11 protein-coding genes are annotated in these 18,770 nt (G+C 50.6%); 10 read left to right on the top strand and 1 reads right to left on the bottom strand.

Annotation, left to right across the window (positions count from 1 at the left end; all coding sequences use genetic code 11):
* Nucleotides 1-105: 105 nt before the first annotated feature.
* The 9 genes from GK091_RS25065 to GK091_RS25025 all read left to right on the top strand — a co-directional run bounded on the left by GK091_RS25065 (nt 106) and on the right by GK091_RS25025 (nt 14,555).
* Nucleotides 106-969, top strand: coding sequence for an alpha/beta hydrolase (locus tag GK091_RS25065; protein ID WP_246202414.1), 864 nt, complete (start codon nt 106-108; stop codon nt 967-969).
* A 65-nt stretch (nt 970-1,034) separates the two neighbouring features.
* Entirely contained in the window at nt 1,035-3,122 is a 2,088-nt protein-coding gene (locus tag GK091_RS25060) for an alpha-L-fucosidase (RefSeq protein ID WP_246202404.1), read from the top strand.
* A 195-nt stretch (nt 3,123-3,317) separates the two neighbouring features.
* Nucleotides 3,318-4,463: an alpha/beta hydrolase-fold protein gene (locus tag GK091_RS25055; RefSeq protein ID WP_394351896.1), complete on the top strand. Its 1,146-nt coding sequence runs from the start codon at nt 3,318-3,320 to the stop codon at nt 4,461-4,463.
* Between the two features lie 13 nt (nt 4,464-4,476).
* The gene (locus GK091_RS25050) at nt 4,477-5,556 is read left to right on the top strand and encodes an alpha/beta hydrolase (RefSeq protein WP_164043415.1); all 1,080 of its coding nucleotides are present in this window, start codon (nt 4,477-4,479) and stop codon (nt 5,554-5,556) included.
* 127 nt (nt 5,557-5,683) lie between these two features.
* A complete protein-coding gene (locus GK091_RS25045) occupies nt 5,684-6,802 on the top strand; it encodes an alpha/beta hydrolase-fold protein (protein WP_164043413.1) in 1,119 nt (372 codons plus the stop codon).
* A 152-nt stretch (nt 6,803-6,954) separates the two neighbouring features.
* Nucleotides 6,955-8,847, top strand: coding sequence for an alpha/beta hydrolase-fold protein (locus GK091_RS25040; RefSeq protein ID WP_394351895.1), 1,893 nt, complete (start codon nt 6,955-6,957; stop codon nt 8,845-8,847).
* Between the two features lie 123 nt (nt 8,848-8,970).
* Nucleotides 8,971-10,032, top strand: a complete 1,062-nt coding sequence (locus GK091_RS25035; protein ID WP_164043406.1) for an endo-1,4-beta-xylanase — start codon at nt 8,971-8,973, stop codon at nt 10,030-10,032.
* A 55-nt stretch (nt 10,033-10,087) separates the two neighbouring features.
* Complete coding sequence (locus GK091_RS25030; protein WP_164043596.1) at nt 10,088-12,595, top strand: glycosyl hydrolase 115 family protein; 2,508 nt, start codon at nt 10,088-10,090, stop codon at nt 12,593-12,595.
* 4 nt (nt 12,596-12,599) lie between these two features.
* Nucleotides 12,600-14,555, top strand: coding sequence for a sialate O-acetylesterase (locus GK091_RS25025; protein ID WP_164043405.1), 1,956 nt, complete (start codon nt 12,600-12,602; stop codon nt 14,553-14,555).
* A gap of 108 nt (nt 14,556-14,663) precedes the next feature.
* Here GK091_RS25025 and GK091_RS25020 read toward each other — a convergent pair whose 3' ends face one another.
* Nucleotides 14,664-16,241 carry a hypothetical protein gene (locus tag GK091_RS25020; protein WP_164043402.1) on the bottom strand — a complete coding sequence of 526 codons (1,578 nt, stop codon included), beginning with the start codon at nt 16,239-16,241 and terminating at the stop codon, nt 14,664-14,666.
* Nucleotides 16,242-17,170: 929 nt separating this feature from the next.
* On the opposite strand from GK091_RS25020, the gene GK091_RS25015 reads away from it, so the two are divergent.
* Nucleotides 17,171-18,700, top strand: a complete 1,530-nt coding sequence (locus tag GK091_RS25015) for a SulP family inorganic anion transporter (protein ID WP_164043399.1) — start codon at nt 17,171-17,173, stop codon at nt 18,698-18,700.
* The last annotated feature ends 70 nt before the right edge of the window (nt 18,701-18,770 follow it).

Genomic DNA, 18,770 nt, shown 5'->3' with positions numbered 1-18,770 from the left:
AGTCAACAGGAGATGATGAACTTGCTTCAATCAATTAAAGGGGTCAATACCCATCTGGCAACATTCCGAAAGAACGTGAACGTGGCTGCGTTGTCTGGTTGGTTAATGGTTTCGCTGACTGCGAACGCGCAGGAAATCATTCCTTTGTATTCGGGTGTGGTTCCCAACGCAAAAGCGTCGGACATACGGGAATCGGGTGCCGAATCGGGCGTGTTGAAGGGCATTACCAAACCCACGCTGGCCTATTTCAAACCGGCCCCCGACAAAGCGTCCGGGGCGGCAGTGATCATTGTTCCCGGTGGCGGCTACGGCGTAGTCGTATACCAGGGCGAGGGCATCAATATAGCCAAAGCGCTGGCTGAAAAAGGTGTAGCCGCCTTCGTGCTGAAATACCGCCTGCCAAGCGATGCCATCATGGTCGATAAGAAAATAGGGCCGTTACAGGATGCCCAGCAAGCCCTAAAGCTAGTGCGCGACAATGCCACCAAATGGGGCATCGACGCCGGTAAAGTAGGGATTATGGGATTTTCGGCGGGTGGACACCTGGCCTCGACGGCAGCTACTCATTTTGAAAAAGCATACGTCGATAACGCCGGTAACACGAATCTGCGTCCTGATTTTCAGATCCTGATTTACCCAGTCATCAGTATGAGCGATAGCCTGGCGCATGGCGGTTCGCGGGATAATCTACTGGGTAAATCTCCATTGCGGCCCGACATCGAACTTTTTTCCAATGAGCTACAGGTGCGTGCCAACACGCCCCCAACGTACCTGACCCACGCAGCCGATGATAAACTAGTTGATGTTGACAACAGCATCGTCTATTTCGAAACCTTACGACGCCAAAAGGTGCCCGTCGAAATGCACATCTATCCCAAAGGTGACCACGGATTCATTTTCCGACACCCCGGCTGGATGGAGCCCCTGTTTGCGTGGATGAAGCAAAATACCTGGCTTAAAAACGAATGAGTTGTCCATCTGCTCCGGCAGGGTACATCGTGGACTGACCTGATGATTTCTAATTTCTGTAACTGATGCCTAAATTCTCGTTTTACAATCTGCTGCTTCTTTTGCTGACAGGTCTTTCCGGACTTTCTCAATCAACCCCTCCGCAACCCGTTGGCCCGCTTCCCAGCGCAAACCAACTGCGTTGGCAAAAAATGGAATACTATGCTTTCATCCACTTTTCGATAAACACCTATACCGATATGGCCTGGGGTTTGGGCAACGAAGATCCCAAGCTGTTTGATCCGACCAAACTGGATTGCCGGCAATGGGCTCGTATCTGTAAAGAAGCCGGTATGAAAGGCATCATTTTTACCGCCAAACACCACAGTGGTTTCTGCCTATGGCCCTCGAAATACACTGAATACTCTGTAAAAAATATACCCTGGCGGAATGGGAAAGCCGATATCGTGCGGGAAATGGCCGATGCCTGCAAAGAATATGGCCTGAAATTCGGCGTATACCTGTCGCCCTGGGACCGGAACCACGCCGATTATGGCAAGCCCGAATATATCACCTATTTCCGTAATCAATTGACGGAGTTGTTGACCAACTACGGCGATATTTTCGAAGTCTGGTTCGATGGAGCCAATGGTGGGTCAGGCTATTATGGCGGGGCCAACGAAACCCGCAAAATCGACGCCAAGACGTATTACGACTGGCCCAATACGTACAAACTCGTGCGTAAACTCCAGCCAAAGATTGTGATCTGGAATGACGGGGGTGATCGGGCCGACCTACGCTGGGTGGGTACCGAAGCCGGGTATGTGGGCGAAACGAACTGGAGTTTATTGAACGCCACCGGCGACGTGCCGGAGAAAATGCTGCGCTACGGCGTCAAGAATGGTAATGCCTGGGTGCCGGGTGAAGTAAACACCTCGATTCGGCCCGAATGGTTTTATCACGAGCGGGAAGACCGTAAAGTAAAAACGTTGCCCCAACTGATGGATATTTATTACAATTCCATTGGTCGAAACGCGACGCTGCTGCTCAATTTCCCGATCATGCCCAATGGGTTAATTCACGAGAAAGACGAAAAAGCGGTACAGGCCTTTGCCAAAGCGACCAAAGAAGCCTTTGCCGTGAATCTGGCCAAAAATGCCCGCGCTACAGCCTCGCAGGTACGAGGTAAAAGCTCGGCTTACGAGGCCAGCAAAGCCATTGATGCCGATAAAGAAAGCTACTGGGCTACGGATGACGCCGTGCGTAACGCATCGGTAACGCTTGATTTTAAAAAGTCTACGTCTTTCAATCGGTTTCTAGTGCAGGAACCCATCCGCTTGGGTCAGCGAGTCAAAGCGTTTACCGTGGAGGCTTTTGTCGACGGGAACTGGAAAGAAATTGCCAAAGAAACGACCATTGGATACAAACGTATTCTGCGGTTCCCGACCGTCGAAGCCACGCAACTGCGGCTGACGATTCTGGATGCCAAAGGCGCTCCCTTGATTTCAAATGTGGAAGTTTACAAAGCCCCGCTGATTCTGACGCCCCCGCTGATTACCCGCAATCAGGCTGGGGAGATTCACATCAAACCCGGCGATACCGAATCGGAAGTGTACTACACCCTCGACGGGCGTGCGCCAACCGCAACGACTAGCAAGTATACGGCTCCCGTGAGAACAAGTGCTGGCAAAGTGGACATAAAGGCGATCGCTTACAACCCATTCACGAAGCAGAGCAGCATCGTCAGCGAAGAGAAATTCGACATCGCCCGCACGAACTGGAAAATCGTGAATACGGACGCCAAGTCAGCGGATCAGGTTATCGATGGTAATCCGGCTACGTCATGGCATCAACCCAAAAGCCAAGCGATGCCCGCGGACTTGATCATTGATTTAGGAAAAGAGGAAAATCTGGTTGGGTTCCGGTATTTACCGGCTCAAAACTGGTGGGAAGAGGCCAGTATTATCACGCAGTATCAATTTGAAGTGTCGACGGATAACGTAACCTGGAAACGGGTCAGCGAAGGTGAGTTTTCAAACATCAAAAATAGCCCGGTCTGGCAAACCAAACCGTTTGAGCCTGCCAAAGCCCGGTACATCAAATTACGGGCTCTGAAAAATACGCAGGACGGTTCGGCATCGGGCTACGCTGAAGTTGACATTATTACCCAGTGAAAGCAGTAGATGTAGGCTGTTTGTCATCCCGAGGAACGACCGGGCCGCCGATGCGGGGATCTTCGGGTAAATGCGTTTTTTAGTATTCTCCGAAGATCCCCGCATCGGCGGCCCGGTCGTTCCTCGGGATGACAAAAACACCTAGTTGATAACTTAATTACTCCTAAACCTTAATGAACTATGAATCAGTACGTAATGAAGCGAATATGGCTTATGTGGGCCGTACTCTGTTTGTACCACGGTGCAGCAGGTCAGCCGCCACGTGGGCCGCTGGTGGTATCGCCCCAGGTGAACGCCGACAAATCTATCACGTTCCGGTATCTGGCTCCGGCTGCCAGCGACGTAAAGCTGAGCGCTCAGTTTGAAAAAGCGCCCCTGCCTATGACCAAAGAAGCACAGGGTATCTGGAGCGTGACGACAAAACCCGTCAAACCGGACATCTACCCCTACAGCTTTCAGGTCGATGGTATTACGGTGATGGACCCTGCCAACGTAGCGTTTTTTCCAAACGAGCGGTTCAAAGCCAGCCTGGTCGATGTGCCCGGTGAAACGCCGTTGGTTCATGCCATGAAAGACGTACCGCACGGCTCGGTCAACTACGAGTACTATCCATCGCTGGAAGGAACAACTGGTTCGCTGGTGGTTTATACGCCACCGGGTTACGATAAAAATCCGTCTCAGAATTACCCAGTTTATTACCTCATCAGCGGCACGACGGATACTGAAGAGACCTTCTTTAAAGTCGGCAAAACGAACCTGATTCTGGACAATTTGATTGCCGAAGGCAAGGCCAAATCCATGATCATTGTCATGCCCTATGGCAATATCGCAGCCCGCTTCGCCGAACAGAAAGGAGGACCTAAACCTGCCGACCCGACTGTCCGCGATGGGGACGATGCGGTCAAACGCGCCAATGATTTCGGGAATGACCTGATTAGCAAGGTTATCCCGTACGTGGAAAAGAACTACCGCGCCATCGCTAACAAAAACAACCGGGCTATCGGCGGGTTCTCGCGCGGAGGTGGGCAAACGCTCCGGGCGGCTTTTGGCAACCTGGACAAGTTTGCGTGGGTATGCAGCTACAGTTCATACCTGTCGCCCGCTGAAATGGATAAGAATTTTCCGCAAATAGGCAGTAATCCGGACAATACAAACAAGCAGCTTAAACTCCTGTGGGTGAGCGTGGGAAGCGACGATTTTCTCTACAAGGGGACGGTCGAATTTATGGATTACCTGAAGGCGAAAAAGGTGGCTTACAAAAGCCTGATTACCGACGGCGGTCATACTTGGATGAACGTCAAACAGTACGTTGCCGCCACTACGCCACTACTCTTCCGCTAACTCGCCTATCCCCATGAAACCTAGCTCATACCTGCTTTCGGCTCTTCTACTTTGTTCGATGACGGTGATCGCCCAGCAACGGCCACCGTCCATCAGCTCGCCCGAGGTACACCCCGACCATAGCATTACGTTCAAGTACTTTTCGCGCAAAGCCCAGAAAGTGACCCTGAACGGCGAGTTTCTGAAAGCCCCTGTTGCGTTGACGAAAGATACGTCCGGCATCTGGAGCGTGACAGTACCGCCCGTTAAGCCCGACATTTACCCGTACAGCTTTCGGGTGGATAGTGTGGAAGTTGCCGACCCGAACAATACGTACATTTTCGCCAACGAACGGTTTAAGCGGAGCATCGTCGATGTGCCGGGCGATCAGCCGCTGGTTCATTCGCTCCAGAACGTACCGCACGGAAAAATCAGCTATCGGTACTATAAATCCGCTACGTTAGGGGCGACCCGGCAGCTGTTGGTCTACACGCCACCCGGCTTTAATCCGAACGGCAAGACGAAGTACCCAGTGCTGTACCTGATCCACGGTGGCTCCGACACGGAAGAAACCTGGACCAAAGTAGGCCGCGCCAACCTAATTGCCGACAATTTGATCGCGCAGGGTAAGGCCAAACCTATGCTCATCGTCATGCCCTACGGCAACGTTCGTCCAGCACCGATGCCCGACTTTACCAAAGATATGGTAGCCGATATTGTGCCGTTTATCGAATCGAACTACCCGGTGATTACGGAAAGCAAAGGCCGGGCCGTAGCGGGTTTTTCGGTGGGGGGCGGACAAACGCTAAACATCGGCCTGACTAATCCCTCTACCTTCGCCTACATCTGTTCGTATGCGCCCTACACCGCTACCGAGGAGTTTCAGAAGAACTTTGCCAACTGGTCACCGGACGCGAACAAGATCAACAGTCAATTAAAATTATTCACGATCAGCGTAGGCACCGACGATTTTCTGTACGAACCGGTGAAAAAGAACATCGCTATGTTCGAAGATAAAAAGATCAAGCTGAAGAGCTACATCGTGCCGGGTGGACATACCTGGATGAACTGCAAACAGTATCTGGCAACTACGTTGCCGGAGCTATTTAGTTGATTGTCATTCCGACGAAGGAAGGATCTTCTCTAGCCGGAGGTATTCTCTGCCTCATCCGAAGATTCCTCCTGCGTCGGAATGACAAAAAAAGCTTTAAGATAATTTTCACTCCTAAACCAATAACCAGATGACACGTAAAACTTTAGTTGCATTCGTTGCAGCCGCTTTGACAAGCGCAACCTGTTTTTCGCAGGCAAGCCAACCCGCGATGCTGGAGGATTTTAAACCCTCTGCGTTGAACCAGCCGGGGCAGGAATACCCGCAGGTAAACTCACAGGGCTATGCTCGATTCCGGATCAAGGCACCTAAGGCCGATAGTGTCCGGGTGAGCCTAGGACTGGGCGGAAAAGGAGGTACCATTCTCACCAAAGGGGACGATGGCTTCTGGACCGGTACGACAGGAGGGCCCATGGATGAAGGCTTCCATTATTACAACGTAACGATTGACGGCGGCAAGTTCAACGATCCCGGCGCTCTGAATTACTACGGCTCCGTTCGCTGGGAAAGCGGCATCGAAATACCCGCTCACGATCAAGATTTCTACGCCTTGAAAGAGGTACCGCACGGCAACGTGCAGCAGGTGTTGTTCCCATCCAAAAGCACCGGCACATCCCGTCGGGCTTTTGTGTATACGCCAGCGGGCTACGAAAAAGATAAATCGAAAAAGTATCCGGTGCTATACCTGCAACACGGCTGGGGCGAAGACGAAACGGCCTGGAGTAACCAGGGGCACGCTAACCTGATTATGGACAACCTGATTGCGGAAGGCAAAACCAAGCCCTTCATCATTGTGATGACCTACGGCATGACTAATGAGGTAAAATTCGGTAAGATAAGAGAGTTCAAAATTGATCCGTTCCAGACTGTCCTCACGGATGAGCTGATTCCGTATGTGGATGCCAATTTTCGCACAATGGCCAACCGGGATAATCGGGCGATGGCGGGACTGTCGATGGGGGGCATGGAAACCAAAATGGTCACCCTCAATAAGCCGGATATGTTCGGCTACTACGGGCTGCTCAGCGGTGGTCTTTACACGCCGGACGATCTTAAGGACAAGTCGAAAGCAAAGCTCATTTTTATCAGCTGTGGCAGTAAGGAACGGCCTGATGGCGTAACGAAAGCGGTGGCCGACCTGAAAGGGGCCGGATACAACGCCGTCTCGTATGTGTCCGATAAAACAGGACACGAATTTCAGACCTGGCGTCGCAGTCTGCACGAGCTGGCTCCGTTGCTGTTCAAGTAGAAAACCGATTTTTCCGACGGGATGAACCGGCTTTTTGTACGCACAAAAAGCCGGTTTATCCCGTCGGAAAATAGACAATCCCGGTAACCCAAACCTTTACCTAACACAGGATGAAACGTTTAGTACTAAAAAGGTTGTATGTCGCTCTGGCCATGTTGGTAAGTGCAGCGGCTTATTCGCAACCCGTCGAAAAAGAAATGCCCAAAGGTTTTGAGCAGGTGCGCACGGGCATTGCAACGGGTAAACTGGATTCCGTCCAGTATGCATCCAAAACCGTGGGCACAACGCGCAAAGCATTGGTATACACGCCACCGGGCTATTCCAAAAAGAAAAAGTATCCGGTGCTGTATCTGCTGCATGGCATTGGTGGCGATGAAAAGGAATGGCTTCGGGGCGGCAGTCCGCAGGTGATTCTGGATAATCTGTACGCCGAGAAAAAACTGGAACCCATGATCGTGGTCATGCCGAATGGGCGGGCCATGAAAGACGACCGGGCCGTGGGCAATGTCTTTGACAAAGACAAAGTGGAAGCCTTTGCTACGTTCGAGAAAGATTTATTGACGGACCTGATCCCATTCATCGAGAAGAAATACTCGACCCTTACCGACCGCGAGCACCGCGCCATTGCGGGTCTGTCGATGGGGGGCGGTCAGTCGTTGAATTTTGGACTGGGCAATCTCGATAAATTCGCCTGGGTCGGTGGGTTTTCGTCGGCCCCCAATACCAAAAAGCCCGAAGAGTTGGTGCCGAATCCGGAAGACGCCAAAAAGAAGCTGAAACTGCTCTGGATCTCGTGTGGGGACAACGACGGGCTGATTACGTTCAGCAAGCGAACCCACGATTATCTGTATCAGCACAACGTACCGCACATCTATTACGTTGAGCCGGGCGTACACGATTTTAAAGTCTGGAAGAACGGCCTGTATATGTTCTCTCAGTTTCTGTTTAAGCCGGTTGACGTAGCGTCTCTGACCAAATACACGCTGTTGGGTTCACCAGCGGCTACCAACATACGTAATGCCAGATACCCGCAGATATTGCCGGACAATCGCGTGGTGTTTCGGGTGAAAGCGCCGGACGCGCAGAAAGTACAGATGGATCTGGGCAAGAAATACGATATGGTGAAAGATACCGCCGGATTCTGGACCGTAACGACCGATTCCATCAGCCGAGGCTTTCATTATTACTCCTTGCTAATCGATGGTGTAGCGGTTGCCGATCCCGCCAGCGAATCGTTTTACGGGATGAGTCGTATGGCCAGCGGTATTGAAATTCCGGATCGCGACGAAGGCTATTACGCGCTGAAAGACGTACCGCATGGCGACATTCGGATTAAACATTACCTATCGAAAGCGTCGAATACCTGGCGCGACATGTACGTCTACACACCACCCGGCTACGAGAAATCAACCGAAAAATACCCGGTGCTATACCTCCTGCATGGCGGGGGCGAAGATCAGCGCGGGTGGGCCACGCAGGGGCGTACCGACCTGATTCTGGACAATCTGATTGCCGACAAGAAAGCCAAACCCATGCTGGTAGTGATGCTCGATGGTAACATTGGCATGGGTGGCGGTGTGGCAGGTTTCAACGAAAACGCCCTACGCGCTTTTGAGAACGAGTTGAAGCAGGGAGCCATTCCGTTTGTAGAAAGTAACTTCCGGGTCGAGACCGACGCCAAAAATCGGGCACTCGCCGGTCTATCGATGGGCGGGTTACAGACGCTGCATGCTGGAGTGAAGAATACCAACCTATTCTCAGCGCTGGGTGTGTTCAGTTCGGGCTGGTGGGCCAACAATACCAAGCTGTCTGATCCGCAATATGCTTTTATGAAAGAGAACGCCAGTACGATCAACAGTAATCTCAAACAGTTCTGGATTTCGCAGGGCGGCAAGGAAGACATCGCGCACCAGAACTGCCAGATCATGATGAAGAAGTTCGATGAGATGGGCATCAAATACCAATACAGCGAGTACGCGGGTGGGCACAGCTGGCCGGTCTGGCGACACGACCTGTTCGGATTTTCACAGTTGCTGTTCAAGTGATTTATCTTGGATAGACAAGCCACTGGCGGCTGCTTTTTCAGTTGCCAAATACAGGTAGTGGATACCCACCATTTTGTTTTAACTACCCATTCGACGCTTAAATAAACTAAACTCTTTCTGATCATGCGTAAAATAAGTATCTGTGCCTTTATTGCCCTGTCGGTTGCCTTTATCGCACCCGAAAAAGGACTGAAAGACTACTACAAAAACTATTTTCCTATTGGCGTGGCCGTTAACCCACGGATGGTGCAGCCTGGCTCCGATGCCGACCTGATCAAGACCCAGTTCAACAGCATGACCCCCGAAAATGCGATGAAAATGGGCCCCATTCATCCGGAAGAGAATCGCTATAACTGGAAAGATGCCGATGCCATTGCCGATTTTGCGCAGCAGAATAGCATCAAGTTGCGGGGGCATACGCTTTGCTGGCACAACCAGACACCCCGCTGGTTATTTACTGACTCGACCGGTAAGACCGTGAGTCGGGACGTGTTGCTCGCTCGCATGAAACGCCATATTACCGACGTAGTGGGTCGGTACAAAGGGAAAGTTTACGCGTGGGACGTGGTGAACGAAGCGGTACCCGATACGGGGAACAGCCTGTATCGCAAATCAAAATTCTACGAAATCATTGGGGAAGACTACATCGAAAAGATGTTTCAGTATGCTCACGAAGCCGACCCGTCTGCCCAGCTGTTTTACAACGATTATAATACGGAAAATGCCTCAAAGCGGGAACGTATCTATCAGCTGTTGAAGAAGTTGAAAGAAAAGAAGGTGCCCATCAACGGCGTAGGGTTGCAGGCGCACTGGTCTATTTTCGAACCGTCCAGACAAGAGTTGGAGGAGTCCATTACCAAATTTGCCAGCCTGGGTCTGAAAATACAGTTTACGGAAGTCGACGTATCGGTGTATCCAAAAGAACACGAACGTCGGGAACGCCGGGATACGGACAAAAGCGAGTTTACACCGGAAATGGATAACAAGCAGGCCGCTCAGTACAACATGCTGTTCGACGTATTTCGTAAACACCGTGATAAAATTACCGGCGTAACCTTCTGGAACTTGAGTGACAAATACTCCTGGCTGGATAACTTCCCCGTTCCGGGCCGCAAGGACTATCCGCTGTTGTTCGACCAGAACGGTAAGCCCAAAAAAGCCTACGAAAGCGTCGTGAAGTTTTAAGTAACCTCCACCAATGAGTAAAGGAATAGTTGGCGGCTCAACGTCAATCGGAAAAATGAAATCCAACCTACTTGCTGTCTTTTTAACGCTCTGCTTATCCGGCACTGGTTGGGCGCAAGGCATCCTTGCCGATAAGTCTTCCTTTGCCATTACGTCGGCTGTGATTTACGTAGATACCAGTGAAACCGAACTCGTAAAGACCGCAGCAATGCTGTTGCAACAGGATATTGAACTGGTAATCGGCAAAAAAATACCCATCGTTACGGCTATCAGTCAGGTTCGAAAAAACGTCATTGCCATTGGGACCATACAGCAGTCGTCTTTTTTAAAACAACTGGTTTCGCAGAAGCGGCTAGACCCGAATGCCATCGACGGAAAATGGGAAGCCTCGCTGATTCAAACCCTCAATAAACCGGCGCCGGGTATTTCTCAGGCGTTGATCGTTGCGGGGAATGACCGGCGGGGAGCCGCTTATGGCGTATTCGACTTGTCGAAACAGTTCGGGGTTTCGCCCTGGTACTGGTGGGCTGACGTGCCTGTCGCGAAGCAAAACGAGATTTACATCAAAAGCGATGTTCGGATTGCCGATGCGCCGAAAGTGAAATACCGGGGTCTGTTTATCAACGACGAAGCACCGGCGCTATCCGGCTGGACCAAAGAAAAGTTCGGTGGTTTCAATCATAACTTCTACGAGAAATTTTTTGAGTTGGTGCTCCGGTTGAAAGGCAACTACATCTGGCCCGCCATGTGGGGGAACGCTTTTTACGCGGATGACTCCCTGAACATAAAAGCTGCCGACAAATACGGCATTGTCATCGGCACGTCGCACCACGAACCCCTGATGCGGGCGCACGACGAATGGCGACGGTACGGCAGCGGCCCCTGGAATTATGAAACAAATAAGAATAAGCTGCAACAATTCTGGCGGGATGGCATCAGGAGAGCGACCAACGAGAAAATCGTGAGCGTGGGCATGCGGGGCGACGGCGATGCGCCCATGTCCAGAGAAACGGCTACCGCGTTACTTGAACAAATTGTTGCTGATCAGCGCACCATTATCAGCGACGTAACGGGTAAACCAGCGGCTGAAACTCCGCAACTGTGGGCACTTTACAAAGAAGTACAGGATTATTACGATCAGGGAATACGAGTGCCGGATGACGTGACTCTGCTGCTGTCTGACGATAACTGGGGAAATCTCCGCAAACTGCCAGGGCTTAACGAAAAGCCACGGAAAGGAGGCTACGGCATCTATTATCATTTCGACTATGTCGGCGGTCCTCGTAATTACAAATGGCTGAACACCAATCCACTCCCTCGCATCTGGGAGCAGATGCACCTGGCCTGGGAGTATAAAGTACGGGACATCTGGATTGTCAACGTGGGCGATATCAAGCCGATGGAATTTCCGATTTCTTTCTTCCTGGACTATGCCTGGGATCCCGAAAAAATCGATGCTGATCAACTTCAGCACTATACTGAGAACTGGGCGGCTAACCAGTTTGGCAAACAGTATGCGAAGGAAATTGCCTTTTTACTCGCCAAATACGCTAAATACAATTCCAGACGAAAGCCTGAGCTGCTTGACGCCAATACCTACACCCTGCGCACGGGTGAGTGGAAAATGGTTGTTGACGAGTATACGGACCTGCTAAAAAAAGCAGAGAACATAAATAACGTACTGCCCGCTGCGTACAAAGACGCTTATTTTCAGTTGGTATTGCATCCGATCAAAGCCTGTGCGAATCTGAATGCCATGTATTACCATGTCGCGCTGAACAAAGATGCTTACCTGTCTGGACGGAAAGAAACGAATATGTACGCTGATCAGGTAAAAGAACTGTATGCCAACGACTCGCTGATCACACGACAATACCATCAACTGAATAGTGGCAAGTGGAATCATCTGATGAGTCAGACGCATATTGGCTACACGTATTGGCAACAGCCTAACCAGCAAAAAATGCCGGTGGTGCAGTATATTCCGTCAGATTCAATCCTCTCTACTACATCAACTCCCGTTCGGGATACCAAGCGAAGTGTGGCCATTTCTGCCGATCAGTATGCCCAAGCGATAAACAATAATGGCATCACCTGGAAAATTCTGCCTGATCATGGCAGAACCGGATCGGCCATTACGCCTTTTCCGGTTACGGCCAGCGAGCAGAAACCGGGTGGCAATTCACCTCGGCTACAATACGATATCGTTACCGACCAGGAGGGAACGTGCACGATCAATGCTTATTTTTCACCCACGTTGAATTTGTTCAGGGATGAAAACGGACTGCAATATGCCATTTCGGTAGACGATGAACTGCCACAAATCATCAGCCTGAACAAGGAGGATAAAACCAGCGACAAAGGCATCTGGAATAAATGGGTGGCGGAAAATATTATTATTAAATCCACTACGCACGAAATCGCCAAAGCGGGGAAACATACGGTAAAATTCTGGATGGTGAATCCCGGTGTGGTTCTCCAAAAACTGGTACTAGATTTTGGCGGATCGGAGCAACGTTATCTTGGTCCGGAAGAAACGGCCGCCAAAAACGCAAAGAACTAATCAAATGCAAGCTAGACTTATTTCCGCCCTTGGGTTGTTCGTTACCAGCCTGTTTCTATCGGTAGGCGTACAGGCTCAACTTCGCTTACCCAAATTGATCAGCGATGGCATGGTATTGCAACGGGACGCCACACTTAAGATTTGGGGGTGGGCCAGTTCGGGGGAGAAAATCACGGTACGGTTCAAGGGGAAGACCTACAAAACGGTGACCGAGGACAACGGGGAGTGGCTGGTGAAGTTGCCTCCTACGCCATCGGGAGGGCCGTTTACGATGGAAATTTCCGGCAAATCACGCATCGATCTAAACGACATTCTGATCGGTGATGTCTGGTTTTGCAGTGGGCAGAGCAACATGGTTCACCAGCTCAATATTCACGATGTTACGTACGCGAAAGAGATCGCAGAGGCCAATTACCCGCAAATCCGGCAATTCTGGGTGCCGACCCTGACGAATCTGCAAAAGCCCCAAAGCGATCTTCCGAATGGGCAATGGAGCGCGGCTGTTGGGGAGGCTGTTCGCCCATTTTCGGCGGTAGCGTATTTTTTCGCGAAGAAACTGTACGAAAAGTACCACGTACCGATCGGCATCATCAATGCTAGTGTTGGGGGAACGCCCATTGAGGCTTGGACGAGTGAAGCCGGCCTGACTGATTTTCCGACCCTGAAAGCCGTCATCGAAAAGAACAATGACACGTCTTATATCAACACCCTTACCCGCAGACAAGTCAGCGCGGCAGCCAGCCGACCGAACCCGCCTGTCGATTTAGGATTGACGGGAAGCACAAAGTGGTTCGACGCTTCGTATACGCCAAAGGGCTGGCGGTCAATTAACGTGCCGGGGTACTGGGAAGATCAGGGACTCAAAGAGCTGAACGGCGTGGTGTGGTATCGAAAAGAAATCAACATACCCACTTCCATGACGGGCAAGCCCGCAAAGGTTTTTCTGGGCCGAATCGTCGACGCCGATGAGCTTTATATCAACGGTAAATCGGTTGGCAAAACCACCTATCTGTATCCCCAACGGAGGTATTCGGTGCCTGCTGGTGTGCTGAGAGCGGGTAAAAACGTGATTGTCGTACGGGTTACCAACAACGGGGGCAAAGGTGGCTTTGTGCCCGATAAGCCGTATTGTTTATTCGCCGGAGCCGATACGGTCGATCTGAAAGGCACCTGGCAGTATAAAGTGGGAGTCGCCTATAAACCAGTTACAGGTTCTGGCGGTGGTAATTCAGCCGGGGGAATCAACCCCCAAAACCAGCCGACAGCACTGTACAATGCGATGGTAGCGCCAGCAATTAATTATGCGATCAGAGGCTTTTGCTGGTACCAGGGCGAAAGCAATGCCGGTGAGCCTCAGACCTACGAAAAGTTACAGCGGGTGTTGGTTGCTGACTGGCGAAATCGGTGGGGGCAGGGGCCGCTGCCGTTCCTGTATGTTCAGCTTCCCGGCTTCATGGACTACAATTACCAGCCATCGGAAAGTAACTGGGCCGTGTTGAGAGAAGCGCAACTGAAGGCATTATCGGTCCCCAATACGGCTATGGTCGTAGCCATTGACCTGGGCGAGTGGAACGATATTCATCCCGACAACAAAAAAGACGTGGGCGAACGATTGGCCTTGGCGGCAATGAAAACGGCTTACAACGAAGATCTGGTTTCGTCAGGTCCACTCTATCAGTCTGCTACAATTCAAGGTAATAAAGTCGTTCTCAGTTTTACCAATAGTGGCCGTGGTTTGATTACCAGAGATGGCGAAGAACCGGGTGAATTTGCCATTGCGGGTGCCGATAAAAAATTCAGCTGGGCAAAGGCTAAAATCGACGGAAACAACGTGATTGTGTGGAGCGATGATGTGCCCAATCCGCAGTACGTCCGGTACGCCTGGGCCGATAATCCGGTTAACCCAAACCTGTACAATAAGGATGGCTTACCTGCATCGCCATTCCGAACCGATCAATAACAAGGCGTTGAAACCCCCAACGGCCAGCTTCTCGTGAGGCCAGCCGTTGGGGGGATGTTTCCCGGACGTCAGAAATGGAGTGGGCGTACGGTCTACGCAGCAACTAAATTAGTCATTACTGTACGGGTAATCCGTCGAACACTCCCGGAAATACGGGCCAACGAGCTGGGTCCAGTTATTGCCACTCCCCCACAAACCTATAATGTATTTTTCAGACCCTTCTTTGGCACTCCCGGTCAAAATCGTAGCCGGAGGGATTGGCGGAGCGGGCGAACCATACGTTTTTCCGGAAAGCGACGTGAACTGGATGCTTCTAACACTTGGGTAGCCTTCCCGATCCATAGTCCAGCCTTGCATAGAAACCAGCAAGTCCTGCTCCATATTGACGCGTGTGTGATTACCTATCTGCTGCGCATAATCTCGGTTTAGCCGTTCTCTGGAACCAAACTGGTCGAAGGAAACCTTGAATCCCTGAAGGCCAACATCCGTGATAACGTCCATGTTGGCGAAGTACTTCACGTGTTCCATTTCATCACCGAAATGCGGCATACCTGAGCCCGCAAATCCGCAGGCGTCCCCTTTGCCCAGATCCTGGTAACCGAAAACCGGGGTATTCCGGCGAATCTTGTTGTAATTGTCTCTCACCTGCTTGTCCAGAACGAATACGGCTGTGGCAGCGGTATTGAACAGACGATTGCGCTCATCGATTAGCTTTGCTTTGAGTTCATGACTCTGGTCAATGAGTTCACTGACCCGCAGAATCGTCGGAAGCTTCAGGTCTCTTCTGGACCTCTGATACTGCGCGGCCAAGGTTTTACTGTCAACCACGTTTAGGAGCATGCCGTTAAGTTCATCAGCGATCGCCTGATTCTTATTCACCATCTCGCTGACGTCCGTGAACCCATCACCGAGGATTTTCAGATCACTACATTCGAATTCAAGCGTAGCCGGATTGGTCTTGAGCGAAGTGAGCCAGTCCTCAATGGCTGCCTGCACGGTTGCCGGATTAGTCAGCTTACCCGCGTTCAGATTTCCCCCCATCGACTTTGCATCGATCGAACAGGTAATCTCTTGATTGACCTCGCTTCGCAAGTGATTAAGCTGCGTATGAAAGTCTACCTCGCTGACAAAAATGTTGGTGTTCACATCCAGTATTGCCTTAATCTTCGTTGATTCTTCTTTAGATCGTGACGAGAACTTAGCGTACAAGACCACTTCCCCCCCGTTCGATATCTCGGTAATTACCTTGTTGCCCAGGTTTTTGTAGATCGTCTCCCGATCTGCTTTGTCCTTGCTATAGGCGGCTACCCGTTCGGAAAGCACAGCGTCCCTGAATGTGACCCGTTCCGTAATGCTACGCTGGTACCAGAACACGAATACGGACATTTCTTCCGAATCCAAGACGTCACTCATGTCCACCGATACATCGACGGTAGTAGCCCCCGTGTCAACATTCACGGTCGACTTGACACCGAACGTGCTCCGAATCTTTTTGTAATCGAATTCAACCAGGTAGTGGGTTTCTGAAGATCCGGCTGATACTAATTTGGTAAATGTCTTGTAGGCATCGAATGTCGTTTCCCTTTTGAGCGAATCATAACCTTTGCCCAGGTCGGAAGGCAATAGCCCATAATTTAGTAAATCATCTGCCTCCAGTACCGATTCGCTTCCATTGTCCGTGTTCATAAAAAAGTAAGAGTTAAGTGAAAAAATTGATTATTGTATTGACCTTCAATTGCTCGATGCCCTGACAGAGCGTTCCAATGAATTCGCTGGTGCCTGTCGATTTCGTCATCGTACCGGATTGATCCCATCTTTTACGCGTGACAAAACCTGTATGCACGTCTTGAACTTGACTTGTTTTACACGGGCAGAACTCCTGTGCCTACGTGTAGTACGGTGATCCAGTAATCGAGCGAACGCATCCGCCAATGTCAGGACTTTGGTTACTGAGTGGAAGTGACTACGGCGTACCGGTGCGTGTGACAGCCATAACCAGGAGCAAAGGAGCGAGTAAATTCTGTTAATAGTATAATATGTTATGTAGACAAAGTGTGTACACCTGATGTAAGTAATTGATTAATAGTATATATAATCTAATAATTAGTGTCTACAGTAAATTAGTTGCTACTTGTAAAAACGCGTATGCTGTTCAATAAGCGGACTATCATTAGTTAATTGTCGTCGATATGATTTAGGGGGAGAACGCAGTTAGAGCGCGCCCAGGTGGTTGACGTTGCCCCAACCCAATTTTTAGATCGTCCTATCGATCAGATATCCGCAAAATAGTGTTTGTTAGTGCTAGGGAATCTAAGCCAAAATGCGCTTCTTGCGGCCAATTATGACAGTCAACACCTGCCCATACGCTCCTGTCTTCCCTTCGTCTGTAGGGAGTCCGCCCTGACGAGGTACATCCGTCTTTTTTAAATTCTGTTAAAGAGACGTTCTCTTTCCAATCTGGCTTTACGCTAAGTTGATTCCTACTGTCCGAATGCCTGGCAGTACAATGGTTCCGTTGGGACCATCCAACCGATTCGTTAACAAGCCGAATAAGTTAACTTTTTAGGGCCGATAGAGGCCATCTTTCCGGCCCTGTCATCAATAATTGCATATCCATGAAGGGTTATATCAACCTATTTGATTTTACGCAGAAAGTAGATTATAAAACGGAGATTCTGGCTGGCCTCACCGTCGCCATGACAATGATGCCGGAATCTCTCTCATTTGCTATCCTGGCGGGTTTCCCTCCGCTGGTTGGCCTTTATGCCGCCTTTATTATGGGACTTGTTACCTCCATTTTTGGGGGTAGGCCCGCACTCATCTCCGGAGGAGCCGGTGCCACGGTCATTGTTCTGATTGCCTTAATGAAATCGCATGGCATTGACTACGTGTTTGCTGCAGTCGCCCTGGCGGGTGTGTTACAGATTCTGGTGGGCGTGTTTAAATTTGGTAAATTCATCCGGCTGGTGCCCCAACCCGTTATGTATGGCTTTGTCAACGGGCTGGCCGTTATCATCTTCATGGCCCAGCTCGAACAGTTCAAAACGGTAGTGAACGGGGAATCGACCTGGCTTAGCGGAACACCATTGGCAGTTATGGCCGGTTTGGTTTTGTTGACCATCGCCATTATTATCCTGTTACCAAAAGTCACCAAAGCAGTCCCGCCTTCGCTGGTTGCTATCGTCGTTGTGTTCCTGATTGTGCTGGGATTCAATATCGATACCAAAACAGTTCGCGACATAGCCTCAGTAAGCGGTGGTTTTCCGCCTTTTCACATTCCGCAGGTTCCGCTCGATCTGTCTACGCTGACGATTATTTTTCCCTATGCCCTGATCATGGCCAGCGTCGGGCTTACCGAAGGATTGTTAACGCTGAATTTGGTCGATGAGTTGACCGCGACCAAGGGAAATGGCGACAGAGAATGCATTGCTCAGGGCAGTGCGAACATCCTGAACGGGTTTTTCTTCGGCATGGGTGGTTGCCCGATGATTGCCCAAACGTTAGTGAATCTGTCGGCCGGTGCACGAGCCCGACTGTCCGGGATCATTGCCTCCCTGACCATTTTGCTGATCGTTCTGGTTGGCGCTCCCGTCATTGAACGGGTTCCGATGGCGGCCTTGACCGGCGTGATGATCATGGTCGCCATAGGCACCTTCGAGTGGGTGAGTTTCCGGATCATCAATAAAATGCCCAAGCAAGATGTGTTTGTCGGTATGCTGGTCGCGGTGATCACGATCTATCTACACAATCTTGCCTTGGCGGTGCTGATTGGCGTACTCATTTCCGCCCTGGTTTTTGCCTGGGAAAGTGCCAAGCGCATCCGTGTTCTGCCATCAATCGATGCGCAGGGAGTGAAGCAGTACAAGGTTTATGGTCCGCTATTCTTTGGCTCGGTAACCGCGTTCAACGACGCGTTTGACATCTTAACTGATCCTCATGAAGTGATCATCGATTTCTCTGAAAGCCGGGTGGCCGACATGTCAGGCATTGAGGCTCTTAACAAGCTTACGGAACGCTACCATAAAGGGGGTAAAAAGATACACTTAAAGTACCTCAGCCCGGATTGCCGGAAATTGCTGACTAAAGCAACTGATGTTATCGATGTCAATATCATCGACGACCCCACGTATCAGGTGGCTGTTTAGCCAACCTCCACCAGTGATGAAAATAGGCTGATTAAGGGTAGTCCAAAAATGGTTGGTCCACCTGTCTACG

Source organism: Spirosoma agri (genome assembly GCF_010747415.1).
GTDB classification, from domain to species: domain Bacteria; phylum Bacteroidota; class Bacteroidia; order Cytophagales; family Spirosomataceae; genus Spirosoma; species Spirosoma agri.
Note: the sequence above shows the minus strand (reverse complement) of the source record. Positions and strands in the feature narration are given on the sequence as shown.